13 protein-coding genes are annotated in these 19,646 nt (G+C 34.4%); 5 read left to right on the top strand and 8 right to left on the bottom strand.

Translation table 11 applies throughout. From position 1 onward, the window contains the following. Positions 1-68: 68 nt before the first annotated feature. The 4 genes from E0I61_RS04730 to E0I61_RS04715 all read right to left on the bottom strand — a co-directional run bounded on the left by E0I61_RS04730 (position 69) and on the right by E0I61_RS04715 (position 5,542). On the bottom strand, positions 69-1,421 hold the full coding sequence (locus E0I61_RS04730; RefSeq protein WP_132069768.1) for an NAD-dependent succinate-semialdehyde dehydrogenase: 1,353 nt from the start codon (positions 1,419-1,421) through the stop codon (positions 69-71). A 230-nt stretch (positions 1,422-1,651) separates the two neighbouring features. Beyond that, complete coding sequence (locus E0I61_RS04725) at positions 1,652-3,775, bottom strand: ATP-binding protein (RefSeq protein WP_165930178.1); 2,124 nt, start codon at positions 3,773-3,775, stop codon at positions 1,652-1,654. A gap of 244 nt (positions 3,776-4,019) precedes the next feature. Then, entirely contained in the window at positions 4,020-4,976 is a 957-nt protein-coding gene (locus E0I61_RS04720; protein WP_131996260.1) for an aldo/keto reductase, read from the bottom strand. A 158-nt stretch (positions 4,977-5,134) separates the two neighbouring features. Beyond that, the gene (locus tag E0I61_RS04715) at positions 5,135-5,542 is read right to left on the bottom strand and encodes a DUF1573 domain-containing protein (protein ID WP_131996257.1); all 408 of its coding nucleotides are present in this window, start codon (positions 5,540-5,542) and stop codon (positions 5,135-5,137) included. 265 nt (positions 5,543-5,807) lie between these two features. Here E0I61_RS04715 and E0I61_RS04710 point away from each other — a divergent pair, with 265 nt between their 5' ends. Then, entirely contained in the window at positions 5,808-7,070 is a 1,263-nt protein-coding gene (locus E0I61_RS04710; RefSeq protein ID WP_131996254.1) for a sensor histidine kinase, read from the top strand. Continuing rightward, a complete protein-coding gene (locus E0I61_RS04705; RefSeq protein WP_132069766.1) occupies positions 7,067-7,756 on the top strand; it encodes a response regulator transcription factor in 690 nt (229 codons plus the stop codon). The genes E0I61_RS04710 and E0I61_RS04705 overlap by 4 nt, the downstream gene beginning before the upstream one ends. Before the next feature lie 63 nt (positions 7,757-7,819). On the opposite strand, the gene E0I61_RS04700 is transcribed toward E0I61_RS04705, so the two are convergent. The 4 genes from E0I61_RS04700 to E0I61_RS04685 all read right to left on the bottom strand — a co-directional run bounded on the left by E0I61_RS04700 (position 7,820) and on the right by E0I61_RS04685 (position 13,904). After that, the gene (locus E0I61_RS04700; RefSeq protein WP_132069764.1) at positions 7,820-9,361 is read right to left on the bottom strand and encodes an acyl-CoA carboxylase subunit beta; all 1,542 of its coding nucleotides are present in this window, start codon (positions 9,359-9,361) and stop codon (positions 7,820-7,822) included. A 119-nt stretch (positions 9,362-9,480) separates the two neighbouring features. After that, the gene (gene accC, locus E0I61_RS04695) at positions 9,481-10,920 is read right to left on the bottom strand and encodes an acetyl-CoA carboxylase biotin carboxylase subunit (protein WP_132069762.1); all 1,440 of its coding nucleotides are present in this window, start codon (positions 10,918-10,920) and stop codon (positions 9,481-9,483) included. A gap of 200 nt (positions 10,921-11,120) precedes the next feature. Further along, entirely contained in the window at positions 11,121-11,606 is a 486-nt protein-coding gene (locus E0I61_RS04690; protein WP_132069760.1) for an acetyl-CoA carboxylase biotin carboxyl carrier protein subunit, read from the bottom strand. Positions 11,607-11,705: 99 nt separating this feature from the next. Beyond that, the gene (locus E0I61_RS04685) at positions 11,706-13,904 is read right to left on the bottom strand and encodes a B12-binding domain-containing radical SAM protein (RefSeq protein ID WP_132069758.1); all 2,199 of its coding nucleotides are present in this window, start codon (positions 13,902-13,904) and stop codon (positions 11,706-11,708) included. A gap of 145 nt (positions 13,905-14,049) precedes the next feature. Between E0I61_RS04685 and E0I61_RS04680 the strand changes: the two genes are divergently transcribed. The 3 genes from E0I61_RS04680 to E0I61_RS04670 all read left to right on the top strand — a co-directional run bounded on the left by E0I61_RS04680 (position 14,050) and on the right by E0I61_RS04670 (position 19,608). Then, positions 14,050-17,424 carry a T9SS type B sorting domain-containing protein gene (locus E0I61_RS04680; RefSeq protein WP_132069756.1) on the top strand — a complete coding sequence of 1,125 codons (3,375 nt, stop codon included), beginning with the start codon at positions 14,050-14,052 and terminating at the stop codon, positions 17,422-17,424. An 85-nt stretch (positions 17,425-17,509) separates the two neighbouring features. After that, positions 17,510-19,099 (top strand): bacillithiol biosynthesis cysteine-adding enzyme BshC, encoded by a 1,590-nt coding sequence (gene bshC / locus E0I61_RS04675; RefSeq protein WP_132069754.1) that lies wholly within the window; start codon positions 17,510-17,512, stop codon positions 19,097-19,099. Positions 19,100-19,188: 89 nt separating this feature from the next. After that, positions 19,189-19,608, top strand: coding sequence for a nucleoside-diphosphate kinase (locus tag E0I61_RS04670; protein ID WP_132069752.1), 420 nt, complete (start codon positions 19,189-19,191; stop codon positions 19,606-19,608). Positions 19,609-19,646: the final 38 nt, after the last annotated feature.

The raw sequence follows: 19,646 nt of genomic DNA, 5'->3' as shown, positions 1-19,646 counted from the left end.
GAGAACAGATTTGTTTTAAATACAATTCCTGTTCTCGATTCTTTCAATATAATACGTACTAAATACTATTATTCAATAATCAATGATTTCATATTCATAAATTCTTTAATTCCTATTGCACCTAATTCTCTTCCGTAACCTGATTTTTTTATTCCTCCAAAAGGAACCCTGGAATCAGACCGTACTAATGAATTTACAAACACATTTCCCGCTTCTATTCTCCTTGCCAGTCTATACGCATTTTCGCGATCTTCAGTCCAAATTGCAGCAGCCAATCCATATCTATGATTGTTGGCAATAGTTATAGCATCATTTTCATCTTTTGCCCTTATAATTGTAGCCAATGGACCAAAAGTTTCTTCCTGAAAAGCAATATTATTTGAATCTACAAAATCAATTAATGTCGGTTGGAAATTACAATCTTCCCGCTCACCCCCTAGTACTAATTTAGCACCTTGTTGTAATGATTTTTTCAACTGATTTGCTAATTTTTCGGCTAAATCTAACCGAGCCAGAGGTCCCATATTAATTCCTTGCTGCAATGGATTTCCTTGCTGTAGGGATTTTATTTTTTGGGTAAAAAGAGCTGTAAATTCATCCGCTACTTTCTCAGTAACGATAAATCGTTTGGCACAAATGCAAGCTTGACCTGCATTTAACATTCTGGATTGTGTTGCAACCGTAGCTGCTTTTTCAAGATTTGCGTCATTCAAAACTATAAAAGCATCTGAACCACCCAATTCCATCACTGATTTTTTAATGTGCTTTCCAGCTAGTGAAGCTACAGAAGAACCAGCCATTTCGCTTCCGGTCAAAGTAATTCCATGCACAATATCTGATGCAATTACACTTTCGACCTGAGGAATATCAATAGTAATTTGCTGAAAAACACCTTCAGGAAAACCGGCTTCCAAAAACGCATTTTCAATAGCTTTTGCACAACCAATAACATTTGGAGCGTGTTTTAAAAGGGTTACATTGCCCGCCATAATTGCCGGTGCGGCATAACGCAATACTTGCCAAAAAGGATAATTCCAAGGCATAATTGCAAAAACAGCGCCCATCGGATCGTAAACAGACATGCTTTTGAAAGGCGTATCATAATGTTCATCCTTCAGCATTCTCTCGGCATTCTCTGCATAGAAATCACAGTTTCCAGCTGATTTTTCCACTTCAGAAATACTTTCAGATAACACCTTACCCATCTCATTGGTTATCAACAAACCCAGTTCCTCTTTCTTTACTCTAAGAATATTGGCTAGCTTTTTTATCAGATCAGCTCTTTGCCCAAATGTGGTTTGTTTCCAATTTTTGAATGCACACTCTGACAATTGCAGTTTTTGATTCAATTGTACATTTGTCAATACTTCATGTTCAGCTATAATTAGTTGCGAAAACGGATTTATCGATTTAAAAACCATGCGTTTGTTATTTAAATTCTTGAAATATAAGTTTTAGAAAATTAATCCGCAATTTGAAATTATTTCTAATATCAATGTGTCCAGACCAAAATTTAAATCTAGTAAAATTACAGCTATTAACGGGAGGAAAAGTTTAAAAAACCGCAAGAATGAGACAAACCTGTCTTTGAAAATTTTGAAAAATTTTAGAAATAAGTAAAAACAAGACAATCAAAAGTAGTATTTCAAGCTTAAGCGTCCTGAGTTTTATTTAGTTCCTTAAAAACAGTATCCAGCATTTCAAATACTTTTTCCTTATCCAGTGGTTTTGTAATACAGTCCATAAAACCAAATTGCATCATTTTTTCTTTCTCTTCAAATGAGGAATAAGCTGTTTGGGCAATAACGGGAAGTTCCGGTCTTATTATTTTTATTTTTTCGTAAGCTTGATAACCATCTAACACAGGCATTTTTATATCCATGAATACCAAACTAATGTTTGGGTTTTCAGTACAAATAGCTATTGCTTCTTGTCCGTTTTTAGCTCTTAGAACAGTATGGTTTTTTAATTCTATAATTTTTTTCAACAACAAGAAATTAATGGTATCATCTTCTGCTACTAAAATAATTTCATTCTCATAATTCCTGAAAAAAGATTTTACTTTTTTGGGTTTTATTGCTTTAAATGTTTGATCTAATTTTAATGGTATTGTAAATGAAAAAACGGAACCCAATCCAATTGTAGAACTAACCTTTATTTCTCCGCCTAACATTTCAACATACGCTTTTGTAATTGACAACCCCAGACCTAATCCTGATAATTCGCTAGATCCATCGCCTTCAATTCTTCTAAATCTATCAAAAATCATTTTTAAATAATTTTCGCTGATTCCCATACCAGAGTCTTCAATCTTAAATTCTAAAACTTCTTTTTCTTTGTTTATTGAATATCCAAAAGCGACAAAACCTCTATCCGTAAATTTTAACGCATTAGTAATCAAATTAACTATAATCTGTTTCAGTTTCGTTTCATCCGTTAGAATATTTTCCTGAAGTTTTTCCGGATTTTCAAGAATATAAAATTGAATTTCTTTGTCTTTAGGAATCGTAACCTTGATGGAATCATACAATTCAATAATACACTTTTCTATATCTAATCCTTTATAATTAGGCATAATTTGATTTGCATCAATCTTAGACATTTCGATAAGGTCTTCAATAATTGAAACCAAATTACCGCCACTATTTTTTATGATTTTTAAATATTCTAATCTCTCCTTCTCCTCTAAATTTGTATCATGAAGTAAATCACTGAATCCCATTATGGCATTCATAGGCGTTCTGATTTCATGCGATAAATTAGCCAAAAAAGAAGATTTTAATGTATCACTTTCTTCCGCTTTTTGCTTGGAAATTTCTAATTGTTTCCGTTGATTGCTGTTTTCTTCAAATAGGTTTCCAATGTATCCAAACTCTCCTTGGGATCTTTTCAAACTATTAATGGAACTCATATTACCCGTTTCAAGAATACTCTTGATTAACTTTAATGGATTATAAACCCATCTTTTCGTGTAATAAACGTAGACAAAAATGTTAATCAAGGAAACTAGAACAACAATAAAAAGAATCTCTTTTGTGTTCGTGTAATTTAAATTGAAAGGTCTTTTAAAAAGTAATTTGGCTACAGCTCCATTTTTCCAATCTTTTAAATCTATGCCTACAATAACAAAATCATCTTCATTTGCAATTGCATAATCACTTGAAACTAAATTAACTTTCGAGCTGCTTATATTCCCTAAAGCATTAAAAAATGATTCGTCTAAAAGTCTTGCTATAAAAAAATAACCGGAAGGCTTTGTTTTATTCTTTTTAGGATCATTTGAAGGATGAATTGTTGCCCCAAAAACCTCGACAACACCCTCTGGAATTTTTATATAAAATCTTTCAAGTTTCGATTTATAAAGCGCTGACATCATCTCTTTTGGAATAAAATCAAGACTTTTAATCTTAGAAGAAGCTGTTTTATTGATTATTTTTTGATCTAAACCATAAATACAAATGTAATCAGCTTCATACGATTCGAATTGACTTAAAATATATTTATCAAACCACTTTTTATCTTTTGTTTTTGTAAAATTAACCAACTCATCCCAATAGGTAACATCAATAATAGTAGCTGTAGCCGTTTTAGAATTGAGTCTAAACAAAGACTTTACTTCTTTATCGTATTGATTGTATGTAGTTTTGTAAAAATGACGTTCTTCTTGAACGGTATAAAGGTAAAGCGAGATGTAAATTAGAAAAAAGAAAATACTTGTTGAAATTATCAACAACAGTAGTTTAGAATACGTATTTAAATTAATCAATCTCTTCATGGAACACATAGAATCTAAAAAAAAACTAAAATACAGCTTCCATTTTTGTAAGATATATCACTTTTTTTCTATAGCGCAAGTTAACCTTTTTTATTATACAAAAAAACTCCATCGATTTAAACCAACGGAGTCCATTTTAATAAAGGTTTATTTATCAACGGTATACTTTTTGCAAAAGTGATTAAACCTTGATTCCTCACTCTTCTAAATCTTTATTTTTCGCATTTTGATCAAACTTTTTTAATTATCCCAAAATCTTCTCAATATCTAATAATTCAGCTGCGGAAAAATTCAGATTTTGTAAACTGTCAATATTATTATTTAATTGACCAACGGAACTGGCACCAATCAAAACCGAAGTAATTCGGTTGTCTTTTAATAGCCAAACCAATGCCATTTGAGCCAAAGACTGGCTTCGTCTTTTCGCTATTTCATTCAACGCTACAATCTTTTCAACTTTTGCCTCAGAAACTTCTTCTAATTGCAAATGTCCGTTTGGATTTGAAGCTCTTGAATTTTCAGGAATCCCTTTCAGGTATTTATCCGTTAAAAGTCCTTGTGCCAAAGGTGAAAAAGCAATACAGCCTACTCCTTTTTCTTCGAGAACATCTAGTAATCCCGCCTCAGGTTGTCGAACAAACATAGAATATTTTACTTGATGAATCAAGCAAGGTGTTCCCAATCGTTTCAAGATTTCGGCAGCTTCTCTGGTTTGTTCTGTATTGTAGTTGGAAATCCCTGCATATAACGCTTTTCCGCTTCGCACGGCATAGTCCAAAGCCATCATAGTCTCTTCCAAAGGCGTTTCCGGATCAAAACGATGTGAATAAAAAACATCTACATATTCCAGATTCATGCGCTTCAAACTCTGGTCTAAACTCGACAACAAATATTTTCGGGAACCCCAGTCGCCATAAGGACCGTTCCACATGGTGTAACCGGCTTTGGTCGTAATTACAATTTGATCCCGCAGATTTCCCTGAAAATTATTTTTCAGTATTTTACCAAAATTAGTCTCTGCCGAACCCGGAACCGGACCATAATTATTAGCCAAATCAAAATGGGTAATTCCTTTATCAAAAGCTGCTTTGACAATGTTCTCCCCATTTTCAAAATTATCCACCGAACCGAAGTTATGCCATAATCCTAAAGATATTTGTGGCAGTAATAAACCGCTTTTCCCACATCTGTTGTATTTCATTTTTTAAATTTAAAAAAAGGAAAGATAAACATTTTATTTAAAAATCATGGATTTAAAAACATCAAATTGTAGTCGAAACAAGCTCAGATTCAGTCATAAATAAACTCGATTTATCAAAGACAAATCGAGTTTTTAACATTTTAAACAACCTTTAAAGCCTAAATAACAATTCCTTTAAGTGTCAATACTTTTGGCGTTCCTTCGGCATTTGTTGTAACTGTAACCGTTTTTGTAAATGCACCTTTATTGGCCGCATTGTAGGTTGCAGTAACTTTTCCAGATTTCCCAGGAAGAATTGGTGTTTTGGTATAATCGGTTGCTGTACAACCGCATGACCCTTGTACGTTAGTGATTATTACCGTTGTTTTTCCTGTGTTTTTAAATTCATAATTAATGGCTTTTGGTGTGTTTTGAGGAATTTGACCCACATCTATACTCTCACTTTTCCATAAAATGGATGAAGCAACAGACGAAACTTTTGACACCAAAGCATTTGCTGGGGCGATGGCAGAAAATGACATTAATCCTAGAGTTAATGCCAACATTGAAATTTTGATGATTTTCATAATTTGATTTTTATAATGGTTATATAATAGATTATTTCATTTGAACATACCAAAAGTAGATTAGAAAATTTTCACTTCCTGTTAAGCGGTTTCAAATGTTTGTTAACGACTTGTTAATGGTTATATTTGAAAGTAATTTTGATTAATATTACACTTTCTAAACCCATTTTTTACTTGACATTAGCATACCTGAAAATTATTCGTAAATACCCATTAAAATATGCGAATTACATATGACCGATAAAAAAACAATGAATTTCTACATATGAAACTAAACAAACTCAACAGTATCATTATTCTTGGAATCATTGCCATCGTTGGTATTCTGGTGGCACAACTCCTTTGGACCAAAGAAGCTTTTACAATTGAGGAAAAAAAGTTCAGCCAAAAAACACATATCGCCTTACTTGAGGTTGCCAAAAAATTATATCATGGTACTAACCACGATTTGCCCACAGAAAATCCCATAAAAAAAATATCAAATGATTATTATGTAGTGAATATTGATAATGATTTTGAACCCGAAATTTTAGAGTTTTATCTAAAATCCGAATTCAAAAAAATGAATCTCACGACCGATTTTGAATATGCCATGTACAATTGTCAAAGCGATGAAATGGTGTATGGAAACTATATTTCTTTATCGGACAAATCAAAAGGAAAACAATCTATCTATTTCCCAAAACATAAAAATTTAGTATATTATTTTGCCATTCGTTTCCCCAATGAAACCACTTATTTGTTTAGTTCGCTGCGGTTTTGGTTTGTACTTTCGATGGTGTTAATTCTTATTTTACTGATTTATGTCTATTCTATTTTTACGCTTTTACAGCAAAAAAAATATTCCGAATTACAACGGGATTTCATTAATAATATGACGCATGAATTCAAGACGCCGTTATCATCAATTTTGATTGCTTCCAATTATTTAATCCAGCAAAAACCCATCAAAGAGGATAAAAAACTTTACACCTATGCCGAAATTATTATCAATCAAAGTAATAAACTAAACCAGCATATAGAACAAATTTTGACAATCGCCAAATCCGATTATTCTCCTATAGAATTGAATACAGAAAATATTGCGATAGTTCCAATAATTGAAAATGCTATCGAAAACATCAAATTAAAATATCCTGAAATTACAACAACAATCAAATCGGATTCGTCTGATTACACAATAATTGCAGACTCCTTTCATTTCAATAATCTAGTTTACAATCTCCTTGACAATGCCGCAAAATATTGCAATGCAAAACCCGAAATTGTTATCCGATTATCGAAAGAAAATCAAGTGCTGAAACTCGAATTTATTGATAATGGAATCGGAATTTCAAACAAAAACCTCTCTTTCATATTCGACAAGTTCTATCGAATTCCGAGTGAGAAAAGCAATGAAGTCAATGGGTTTGGATTAGGTTTGTATTATGTAAAAAAGATTTGCAATTTGCATCAGTGGAAAATCAACGCCACCAATAATCTCGAAAAAGGCATTACCCTAACCATTTTAATTCCTAATAAACAATGAGCACTTCTAAAATTCTTTATGCCGAAGACGATGCGACATTAGCATTCCTGACCAAAGATAATTTGGAGCAAAACCACTATGAAGTGACGCATTGTTGTAATGGAAAAACGAGTTTAGAAACCTTCAAAAAAGGCGATTTCGACATTTGCATTCTCGATATTATGATGCCAAAAATGGACGGATTCGAATTAGCCACTGAAATTAGAAAGGTCAATATTGATATTCCTATTATATTCCTTTCGGCAAAAACCTTGAAGGAAGACCGCATCAAAGGACTCCGTTTGGGCGCCGATGATTATCTCGTAAAGCCTTTCAGTATTGAAGAATTAATCCTAAAAATAGAGGTTTTCCTGAAACGTTCCCATAAAAATAATACTGCTGAGAAATTGATTTATGAAATCGGTAAATACCAATTCGACACCAAAAATTTTATTTTATTCAATACGTCCGAAAAAATACCCCTCACGCAACGCGAATCCGAACTCTTGAAATTATTTCTAGACAATAAAAATGCAGTTCTAAAACGAGAACAAATCCTTACTTCACTTTGGGGCGACGACGATTATTTTATGGGACGCAGTCTGGATGTTTTTATTTCCCGCTTGCGCAAAATACTTGCCAACGAAAAAGGAATTGCAATAGAAAATTTACACGGGATTGGGTTTCGGTTCGTATTAGAAAAATAATTCAGAAAACATAAAGCAAAAAAACCACCTTTATCAGGTGGTTTCTTCAATTCTATCCAACAATTACAAAGGAATATTCCCGTGTTTTCTATTAGGAGTAACACTCACTTTATTTTCGAGCATACTAAAGGCTTTTATCAATTTACGCCTTGTGTCTTGCGGTAAGATTACCTCGTCTAGAAAACCACGTTGCGCTGCAGTATATGGGTTCGCAAACAAATCGGCATATTCTGCTTCTTTTTCCAAAAGTTTTGCTTCATGGTCTTCGGCTTCGTTAATTTCTTTCTTGAAGATAATTTCACTCGCACCTTTGGCTCCCATCACGGCAATTTCGGCAGTTGGCCAAGCAAAATTCATGTCGGCACCAATGTGTTTCGAGTTCATTACATCATAAGCACCACCATAGGCTTTACGCGTAATTACGGTCACTCTTGGCACGGTTGCTTCGCTTAAGGCATACAACAATTTCGCACCGTGAACAATAATCCCGTTCCACTCTTGATCCGTTCCCGGCAAAAATCCCGGAACATCCACCAAAACCAATAAAGGAATATTAAAACAATCGCAAAAACGGGTAAATCGAGCTGCTTTTTTCGAACTGTTCACATCAAGACAACCAGCTAAAATCATCGGTTGGTTTGCTATAATTCCAATGCTTTTTCCTCCCAATCGAGCAAAACCCACAAGAATATTTTCAGCATAATTTTTATGAATTTCAAAAAACGAATCTTCATCAATAATACCACCAATCACCTCATGCATGTCGTACGGTTTATTGGGATTATCCGGAATAATAGTTGCTAATTTGGTACGCACCTCATCATTCAGTTCGTAAGGCAAATTATGTGCTTTTTCTTTGTTGCTCTGTGGCAAATAACTCAACAAGCGTTTCAAATCTTCCAGACATTCCACATCATTGGTCGAAGTGCAATGTGCCACTCCTGACTTGGTCGAATGAGTGCTCGCACCACCCAATTCCTCCGAAGTTACGGTTTCATTGGTTACGGTTTTTACCACATTCGGCCCTGTTACGAACATATAACTGGTATCTTCAACCATCATCGTAAAATCAGTCATCGCAGGAGAATACACGGCTCCACCGGCGCAGGGACCCATAATTGCAGATATCTGTGGAATTACTCCTGAAGCTTGTACGTTTCTATAAAAAATATCGGCATACCCGCCCAAAGAACGTACGCCTTCCTGAATACGCGCTCCTCCAGAATCATTCAGTCCAATCATTGGCGCTCCCATTTTGACTGCCATATCCATGATTTTACAGATTTTCTCGGCATGCGTTTCGGATAACGAACCACCAAAAACCGTGAAATCTTGGGCAAAAATGTAAACCAGTCGTCCGTTTATGGTTCCATATCCCGTAATGACACCATCTCCGTAATACAGTTCTTTTTCCATTCCAAAATCAGACGTTCGGTGTGTGACCAACATCCCGATTTCTTCAAAAGACCCTTCGTCCATCAAATAATTGACACGTTCTCTCGCCGTTAGCTTTTTATTGGAATGTTGTTTTGCAATTCTGTTTTTACCGCCACCCAAATGAGCTTCGGCAATTTTATCGTTTAATGTATTTATTTTGTCTTTCATATTGTTCTTTTTTAACCGCCAATTCGCCAATTTTATTTAAAGCCATTAAGAAATTAAGTTTCATTTAGAAAAGCAGTCCTTAATTTTCCTTAACCTCTTAATGGTTTAAAACAATTAGTTTAATTTAGTAAGCGTACTATTTTTTGATCTTCAAAATACTGTTTCAACGCCACCAAAGCAGCGATTTCGGCTTCTTGTTCCATTTGACTTTTCAATACATCAGCATTATAGTAGTTCTTTACGAAATGCGTATCGAATTTTCCGGAACGAAATGCCTCATGCTCAAAAACAAATTTCCCGAAAGGCAACGTCGTCTGCACGCCTTCCACATGATAGTTATCAATCGCATTAATCATCAATTGAATCGCTTCTTCACGGGTCTCTCCATAAGTGATTAATTTGGCCAACATAGGATCGTAATAAATGGGGATATCCATCCCTTGTTCAAAACCGTTATCCACTCGAATTCCTTCACCAACAGGCAATTCATACACATCCAAATGACCTACGCTAGGCAGAAAATCGTTCATCGGATCTTCGGCATACACACGCAATTCCATCGCATGTCCTTTTATTTTTAAATCTTCTTGTTTGATTGCCAATGCTTCTCCCCTGGCGACTCTGATTTGCAGTTCCACCAAGTCGGTTCCGGTAATCCATTCCGTAACGGGATGTTCCACCTGCAAGCGGGTATTCATTTCAAGAAAGTAGAAATTATTGTTCTCATCCAATAAAAACTCGACAGTTCCAGCTCCTAAATAATCACAGGATTTGGCTACCAAAACAGCCGCTTCACCCATTTTTTTACGCAATTCCGGTGTTAAAACCGAAGAAGGCGCTTCTTCAATTACTTTTTGATGACGACGCTGGATGCTGCATTCTCTTTCAAATAAATACAACACATTGCCATGACTGTCCGCCATAACCTGAATTTCGATATGTCTCGGCGAGCCCACATATTTTTCAATAAAAACCGAACCGTCTCCAAACGCAGCAATTGCTTCACTTATAGCACGATCCATCTGGGATTCGAAATCAGTTTCACTTTCTACCACCCGCATTCCTTTTCCACCACCTCCGGCAGATGCTTTAATTAAAATTGGAAAACCAATTTCCTTGGCAACGACTTTTGCTTTTTCGACATCAGTAATGGCTTGGTCAAAACCGGGAACCATTGGAATATTGTATTGCTTAACGGCGTCTTTGGCTGCCAGTTTACTCCCCATTATTTTTATCGCTTTCGACTTTGGACCAATAAAAATGATGTTATTTTTCTCCGCTTCTTCAGCAAAATCAGCATTTTCACTCAAAAATCCATAACCTGGATGAATGGCATCTACGTTTAAAGATTTTGCAACCTCTATAATTTTACTTCCTAACAAATACGATTGACTCGAAGGTGCTTCTCCAATCCAAACGGCTTCATCGGCAAATTTTACGTGCGGTGCATTTCTGTCGGCAGTAGAATATACTGCTACAGTTTTAATACCCATTTTTTGTGCGGTTTTCATCACCCTGATGGCGATTTCCCCTCTATTGGCAACTAATATTTTTTTCATTTTTTATTTTTTAAACCGCAGATTCACTAATTTTCATTCTCCTATACCAATTATGGGTATAAATAAGTCCAACCACTTAGACATTTTTTAAACCATATAAGGGATATAAGTACATTTAAGTTGGACTATTTTGAATTGATAAATGGTATGATTATCTATAGATAAATTCACTTTTTAATTAGCGAATTACCGGTATAACATTATTCGAATTCAATTAACAACTGTCCTTTATCTACGGCATCTCCCATCAGTACCGATATGGTTTTGATAACGCCATCTCGCGGGGAAAGAAAACTGTTTTCCATTTTCATAGCACCCAAAATAATTAGGTTGTCGTTCTCTTTTACAGTTTGTCCTACTACTACACTGATTTCGAGAATCAATCCGGGCATAGGTGCTTTGATAAAATTGACTTGTTTCGTAAGTCCCGTTTCGAATCCCATTTCCTTAATCAAAATATCCAAAGGGTTTGAAATGGCAACAGTATACGTGTTGTTGTTTACCTTGACTGTGTAGTTTTTTTGAAGAAAATCAGAAGTGATGATTTCCGCTTGATAAGGTGTGTTTTCGTGTAAAATATGGAATTTATTCGTTTCCACACTCACTGCATCCAGTTGTGAAACACTTTCCTTTTCCAAATCAAAATGAAAAGTGTCGTTTACATTAACTTTATAACCAATACTCATTTGTTTCTATTTTAGAATCGTAAAAATAAGTAAAAGAAAACGTTTTCGTAAACCAAAAATTAAGTTTTATGCTAAATAGATATAGTTAGGTGGAAAAACTTATAAGACTAATAACCCAAACTCTCTGAGAGTTTTAATAGGCTTTGAGTACCAAAACAATTCAAAGTCTTCCAATTTCATTTCAAAATCTTTTTTTATTTCTTGAAATGTATAAATTTTAGCATTCGAAACAGAGATCTTTTGCAGTATTTCTACCAGCCATTCCCCTTCATTTTTATTCGTTTGAATGCTGAAACTCTCTTTTTTATCATGAAAAGTCAGCGTCATCATTTCCCAAGAATTCCCTTTTTTAGATTTGGCAAAATGTTCTACAAATGGTTTCCCGCCTAACCAAACAATTTTAGCTGTGGGTTTACTATTGAAATCCTCTTCTTCGTGCAACGCATCCAAAATAAAATCAGGTGAAATTTTAGTCTTTGGAATTTTAAACTCAAACCAGTCCTGCAACTCATAATCAAAACAGATTCCGTGCATGAAATTGAACAAGGATTTCTTGAGTCCAAAACTGAATTTATCATGATCGATTCCTGTTGAATCGGTATAATTAATATCGTTATTTGCGAAAGTTCCAATGATTTCGGTTTCTTTGACCACACCAAATTTCTCTGGATACAAGCCCACGGGACTGTGCGCGGTCATGGCAAATTGATGCCAAAATCCGGATTGTAACACGCCCACTTCAAATAATTGTCGCACCATTTCGAGACTGTCTACGGTTTCCTGAATGGTTTGTGTTGGATAACCGTACATCAAATAGGCATGAACCATGACACCTGCTTCGGTGAAATTTCGGGTGACTTTGGCGACTTGTTCGACCGTTACGCCTTTGTCAATCAGTTTTAATAATCGATCGGAAGCGACTTCGAGACCACCGGAAACTGCAATACAACCGGAAGCTTTGAGCAACAAACATAAATCTTTGGTAAAACTTTTTTCGAATCGAATGTTTGTCCACCATGTCACTGCTAATTTTCTTCGGAGGATTTCGAGAGCTAGAGCGCGCATCAAAGCCGGTGGTGCGGCTTCATCAACAAAATGGAATCCATTTTCACCTGTTTGGGCAATCATCTCTTCCATTCGGTCGCACAATAAATTGGCAGCAACGGGTTCGTAAATTTTGATATAATCCAAAGAAATATCGCAAAATGTACATTTCCCCCAATAGCAACCGTGCGCCATGGTGAGTTTATTCCAGCGTCCGTCGCTCCACATGCGGTGCATGGGATTCACAATTTCGATAACCGAAATGTATTTATCCAAAAGCAAATCCGAGTAATCAGGTGTTCCCACTTGCGATTGTTTGTAATCGTGTTTTAGAGAATTATTTTTATAAACTACTATTCCGTCTTCCAACAGAAATGTTCTTTTATACGAATTGTAATCTGGATTTTCAATATTGGAAATTAATTCTTCGATTGGCATTTCGCCATCATCCAACGTAATAAAATCGAAAAACTCAAAAACTCGGGCATCAGAAAGCGAACGCAATTCGGTATTCGGAAAACCGCCACCCATCGAAATCTTGATGTTCGGATAATGGTTTTTCACCCATTGTGCCGAACGAAAAGCCGAATATAAATTTCCTGGAAACGGAACTGAAATCAAGAATAATGTAGGTTGAATAGTTTCTATTCTCTCTTTTAGAATTGAAAGAAGTAAATTATCAATATAGGTTGGTTCCTGTTGCAAGACGTCATACAACTCATCAAAAGAATTGGCACTTCGTCCTAAACGTTCAGCATAGCGGCTGAAACCAAAATTATCATCGACACATTCGACTATAAAATCAGAGATATCTTCAAGGTATAAAGTTGCTAAATGTTTCGCTTTATCCTGTGTTCCCATGGTTCCAAAAGCCCAATCGAGCTCTTCCAATTGCGCAAAACGGGACGCTTCCGGCAAGAAATCTTCCTGACAAATTTGAAGCGCCAATGTTGGATTTTTTCCTTGAAGGAAAGCAATAACAGGATTGATCGTTTTTAGATATTCATCTTGTAAAGCGTAAATACGTTTTGAGTTGTCTGAGATTTCTCCAACGCTAATCTTTAAACCTGAAACTTTAAACAAATTTTCAAGTCCTTCTTTCGAGAACAATTTCAAAATCACTTCGATACCCAAATCCGCCTGAACAGACTCAATGTTTTTGGTATTCAGAAACCCTTTGATATAAGCAGTTGCCGGATACGGGGTATTCAGTTGGGTAAAAGGAGGCGTAATTAAGAATAATTTGGTTTTCAAAAGAAATAAGTTTGGTGCAAAAATAAGGGATTTTATAATCTTTTCAGTAAAAGATTTTTGAAGTTCTATTTCTATTTTTAATGTTTGATCTTTGGATTTATTTTGTAGATCTTTAATTACATTTACCTTGCTATAAATCTTACTTATGAAGCGAATTTTACTTTTTTTATTTTTTACTTTTTCATTTACAATGCAAAGTCAATGTTTTGATTGTGCCAAAAACTTAGGTGGTTGGAATGGTGATGCTACTGCCGATTTAAAGAAAACAAGCGATGGTATATACTTAGCAAAGAATGGAGGGAATTTTGGAGATTGGATGTCTATCTACAAATATGATTTTAATTGCAATTTGGTTTGGAAAAAAGAAATTGACGAAAGGAGTCTCTACATAAGCAAGTTAGTAATTGACAGCCAAGACAATATATATGTTTTATTTACTTGGTATAATGCTCATAATGCTGTAGGACCTTTTCCGCAATTATTTAGCGGTTTGCCTATGTATCCTGGATTAAATCTACTTAAATTTGATAAAAATGGAAATTTTGTTTGGAACCGATCAATAGGTAATGGTGCGGATTACGGAATGAGAGATATCTATATCCACAATGATATTATTTATATAACTGGAACATTTTATACTGGAATAACAATCAACAATCAAATAACACTCACAAATACCGCTTATACTGGATATTATGTGTATCATCCATTATTATTCATTGCCAAATTTGATCTTAATGGAAATCTAAAAGAAGCTAAAAAATTTGGAACCAGCAATGATGATTATACTAGCTCGGAAATGGATAAAAATGGAGATTTATATTTCTCAAGATATTCAAGTTCTAATAGTAATTATACTCATTCAGACATTGATAAAATCGATACCAATCTCAATGTTCTTTGGAGTAAAGAAATTTCTAACAATAAAACTAAGAATGAATCTTTTTATAGACCAACTCTTTTATATTATAATCCTACTAATGACAAATTATATTTGTGGGGTGCTTTTTACAAACTAGTAGATATACTTGGAACTATTTATACAGATCCTAATACGGGATTTTATTTAACCCAAAGTATTCTGTCAGAATTCAATATTACTACAGGAAACTTAGAAAGAATTAAACAAATTAACAACTCATCTAGTTTGGACATTCCCGGAATGGATGGCAACTCTTCCGGAAATACAGCTTATTTAACTGAAAAAGGAAATGAATTGTATATTTTTTCCAGTTTTACCGGCACAATGACATTTCCTAATGCAACCATCAAAAGTAGAACTTATACTAGTGGTGCGTCTGTGTACAATAATGAGGATTTAGTACTTTTTAAAGTAAACTTAAACAACTTTGAATCTGAATTTATCCTAAAATCATCTGGAACAAATTATTATTCGCAAGGCATGTCTACTGATGCTGCTAACCCGATTTTATTTAATGGAAATGACCTGTATTTAACCGCAAGTTTTCAAAGTTCACCATTGACTATCAACGGTTCTGTTATCAATAATAATAGCGGTAACAATGCCAGCGATGTTATGTTTTATAAATATAAACTTGATGCATCAACTGCCACTGGTGAAATAATCGCTGAAAACACCTGTTTTAATACACTCACAAACTTTAATGTAAACGGAACATTTGATTCAATTACTTGGGATTTTAACGACCCTAATTCATCATCAAATAGTGCAACAATTAATAATCCAACACACCAGTTTTCATCATCAGGTACTTATCATATCAAAGTAATTATAAACTGCGGCACTGATTCGCAAACTCTAGAAAAAGACATCACAATCACCAATGCCCCTTCTATCAATTCTGTAAATCCTATTTATGCTTGCGAAAGTATTTCCGGATCTGGAATATCTAATTCTTTCGACACTTCAAATATAAATTCTGAGATAATTGGAAATCAATCTAATTTAGTGGTCGAATATTTTGATTCAAATGGAAATACATTACCTAGCCCATTACCTAACCCATATACAAATAAAAATAAAAATGAAGAGACTATTATAATTAGAAGTTCTTTTCAAGGTAACCCTTACTGTTTTGTTGAGACAAATTTAAAACTTTACACTATTGCAAAACCTTTAGCTCCAACTACAACCTCCACCCAAAATTTTTGCATCCAACAAAACGTAACTTTAAATGATATTGCAATTTCTGGTCAAAACATAAAATGGTATGATGCTTTAACAAATGGAACTCTTTTGTTGAACACAACTTCATTACAAAACGGAACAACTTATTATGCCTCGCAGACAATTAATGGTTGCCAAAGTGATAGAATTCCTGTCCTAATAAATATCCAAAATACTTCTGCTCCAACAGGAAATGCAAGTCAAACTTTTTGTTCCAGTCAAAATCCAACTTTAGATACTATTGTAGTTTCGGGAACTGTAATAAAATGGTATAATGCTTCGGGAACGCTTTTGCCAAATTCAACTCCTCTGCAAGATGGCGCAACATATTATGCTTCGCAAACAGAAAACAGCTGCGAAAGCCCTAATAAACTAGCCATTACCGTTTCACTAATAAACACCTTACCGGCAAATAATTATGCAGAATTATTTTGTGATGATTTGAATGACGGTTCTGAAAAAGTAAATTTATCAGACTATAATTCGAAGCTAATTTCAAGTACTTCAGGATATACCTTTTATTATTATTCAACTATTTTAGGTGCAGAAAATCAATTGGCAGCCAATCAAATCACTAATTTTTCAAATTACAACTTAGTCGTGGGCGACAACAAAATCTACGTTCGCATCAATTCAAATAATCCTTGTTATGCCATTGTTGAATTGAAATTAACTCTCCTCTCAAAACCAATTATTTCAATTCAGGACATAGTACCCATTTGTGAAAACAATACCATTACTATTGATGCCGGTTCAGGTTCTGATATCTATTTATGGTCAACCGGTGCAACGACATCTTCGATAATGGTATCTACTCCCGGCAATTTTTCAGTAACAGTTACCAATAATTACAGCACCATTTCTTGTTCGAGCATAAAGAATTTTGAAGTACGAAAATCAAATATTGCCACTATTACTTCTGTAGAGACGAAAGACTGGACTGACAAGGAGAATATAATCACCATTTTTGCATCCGGCGCAGGTGATTTCGAATATTCAATTGACGGTATTCATTTTCAGGATAACAATCAATTTTCGGCATTGTATAGTGGTGAATATACCCTACATGTCAGGGATAAAAATGGTTGTGGAACAGCCACAGATGAAGTCTTTTTATTGATGTACCCAAAATACTTTACGCCAAATGGTGATGGTTTTAATGATACTTGGAATATTAAATTTTCAGACTTGGAAACCAACTTGACTGTAAAAATATTTGACCGTTATGGAAAATTAATCAAAGAATTAATCCAAAATGGAGCTTGGAACGGAACTATGAATGAACACGAACTTGCACCAGATGATTATTGGTTTGTAGCGACCAGAGCTGATGGAAAAGAATACAAAGGACATTTTAGTTTAAAGCGATAAGTATTATTTTCCTAAACATATCTTAAACCAAAAAAACATAACTTTACTTTTTCTTACTTTAGCGACAAATTTAGAAACTCAAAACATGCCAACCGACTGTATCAGCTATCATAATTCCGGATATTTTTCTACTTTAATGAATGATTATTTAGAGGAAAAAAGTACTCTTCACTCTTTATACCATCGTTTTCCAAATCTTGAAAACTTTGAAGCACAAATTCAAGAAAAGCAAGCTAATTTTAATGATACTTCCAGAGCTACTTTGGTTTCTGTTTTACAAAAACAATACGCTACGGTTCAAACTTCGGCTTTAACAAAGCAAAATATTGCCGCTTTAGCCAATTCCAATACATTTACCGTTACCACTGGTCATCAACTGAATTTATTCAGCGGACCATTGTATTTTTTGTACAAAATTATTTCCACTATTAATTTAACCCATGAATTAAAAGCGAAATATCCTGCTTATAATTTTGTTCCAATTTACTGGATGGCAACGGAAGATCATGATTTTGAAGAAATCAATTATTTTAATTTTAAAGGCAAAAAATTCCGTTGGAACAAAGAAAGCACAGGTCCTGTTGGACGATTGTCTACTGAAGGCTTAGCTGATTTCCTTAAAGTATACGCACTAGAATTAGGTTCCAGCACCAATGCAAATACACTCAAAAAACTGTTTGAGGATTCCTATCTCAATCACGATAATTTAGCCGATGCCACGAGATTTTTGGCAAATGCGCTATTTGGAGCATATGGTTTAGTTATTTTGGACGCGGATAATGCAGATTTAAAACGCAACTTCATTCCTTTTGTAAAAGAAGAATTACTACACCAGTCATCCCATAAATTGGTATTAGAAACCGCTGAAAAATTAAACGACTATACAGTTCAAGTGAATCCCCGTGAAATCAATTTGTTTTACATCGAAGATGATTTACGAGAACGCATCCTATTTGAAAACAATACCTACAAAGTAAACCATACCAAAATTGAGTTTTCAGAAAATAAAATTCTAACACTTTTAGAGAATCATCCAGAAAAATTTAGCCCTAACGTGATCATGCGTCCGCTGTATCAGGAAGTAATACTCCCTAATTTATGCTACATTGGCGGAGGTGGAGAAATTGCCTATTGGTTAGAACTAAAATCCTTTTTTGCTGCTGCAAAAGTAACTTTTCCAATGCTTTTACTTAGAAACTCTGTACTATTAGCTACTGAAAAACAAGCTAAAAAAGCAGACAAATTAGACTTGAATTGGGCAGATTTATTTTCAAAACAAACGGATTTAATCAATGAGAAAGTAAAAGTATTCTCAGAATTCCCTATTGATTTAACCATCCAAAAAGAACATTTAAAAAATCAATTTCATTATTTACACTCATTAGTGCATCAAACCGACAAATCCTTTACCGGAGCTGTAAAAGCGCAGGAAGCGAAACAAATAAAAGGATTGGAAAATCTGGAAAGAAGGTTGTTAAAAGCCCAAAAACGCAAACACACAGAGCAATTACAACGCATTACCGACTTGCAAAATGAATTATTCCCAAACCAAAGTTTACAGGAACGCCAGGCTAATTTTTCGGAATTTTATTTGGAAAATGGTGATAGTCTGATTCCGACATTAATAAATCAACTGAAACCTTTAGATAAAAAATTTGACATTATTCAACTTTAATCAGATTACAGTTATTTGAATGCCATATTTGTAAAAATAATCAATAAAAAAATACTATTTTTGCACAAAATTTAAAAAACACAAAAAAAATGGCTACAAATAGAACATTTACAATGATCAAGCCTGATGCTGTTGCTAACGGACACATCGGAAACATACTTGCAATGATTACTACTGCAGGTTTCAAAATCGTTTCTTTGAAATTAACACAATTAACTGTTGCTGATGCTCAAGCTTTTTATGCAGTTCACGCTGCAAGACCTTTCTACGGTGAATTAGTTGAATTCATGTCAAGAGGACCAATTGTTGCCGCCATTTTAGAAAAAGATAACGCTGTTGAAGATTTCAGAACTTTAATTGGTGCTACAAACCCAGCTGAAGCTGCTGAAGGAACTATCCGTAAAGCTTACGCAACTTCTATCGGAGAAAATGCAGTTCACGGTTCTGATAGCGATGAAAATGCAGCTATCGAAGGTGCTTTCCATTTTGCTGGAAGAGAGCAATTTTAATTTATGATTGAAGATTAACGATTTTTGAATTAAGGTTT

The sequence above is a fragment of the Flavobacterium ranwuense genome (assembly GCF_004349315.1).
GTDB classification, from domain to species: domain Bacteria; phylum Bacteroidota; class Bacteroidia; order Flavobacteriales; family Flavobacteriaceae; genus Flavobacterium; species Flavobacterium ranwuense.
Note: the sequence above shows the minus strand (reverse complement) of the source record. Positions and strands in the feature narration are given on the sequence as shown.

Bases quoted from the DNA above. Each gene is read 5' to 3' on its own strand.
- E0I61_RS04730 (WP_132069768.1), bottom strand. From the start codon at position 1,421: ATGGTTTTTAAATCGATAAATCCGTTTTCGCAACTAATTATAGCTGAA.
- E0I61_RS04725 (WP_165930178.1), bottom strand. From the start codon at position 3,775: ATGAAGAGATTGATTAATTTAAATACGTATTCTAAACTACTGTTGTTG.
- E0I61_RS04720 (WP_131996260.1), bottom strand. From the start codon at position 4,976: ATGAAATACAACAGATGTGGGAAAAGCGGTTTATTACTGCCACAAATA.
- E0I61_RS04715 (WP_131996257.1), bottom strand. From the start codon at position 5,542: ATGAAAATCATCAAAATTTCAATGTTGGCATTAACTCTAGGATTAATG.
- E0I61_RS04710 (WP_131996254.1), top strand. From the start codon at position 5,808: ATGAAACTAAACAAACTCAACAGTATCATTATTCTTGGAATCATTGCC.
- E0I61_RS04705 (WP_132069766.1), top strand. From the start codon at position 7,067: ATGAGCACTTCTAAAATTCTTTATGCCGAAGACGATGCGACATTAGCA.
- E0I61_RS04700 (WP_132069764.1), bottom strand. From the start codon at position 9,361: ATGAAAGACAAAATAAATACATTAAACGATAAAATTGCCGAAGCTCAT.
- accC (WP_132069762.1), bottom strand. From the start codon at position 10,920: ATGAAAAAAATATTAGTTGCCAATAGAGGGGAAATCGCCATCAGGGTG.
- E0I61_RS04690 (WP_132069760.1), bottom strand. From the start codon at position 11,606: ATGAGTATTGGTTATAAAGTTAATGTAAACGACACTTTTCATTTTGAT.
- E0I61_RS04680 (WP_132069756.1), top strand. From the start codon at position 14,050: ATGAAGCGAATTTTACTTTTTTTATTTTTTACTTTTTCATTTACAATG.
- bshC (WP_132069754.1), top strand. From the start codon at position 17,510: ATGCCAACCGACTGTATCAGCTATCATAATTCCGGATATTTTTCTACT.
- E0I61_RS04670 (WP_132069752.1), top strand. From the start codon at position 19,189: ATGGCTACAAATAGAACATTTACAATGATCAAGCCTGATGCTGTTGCT.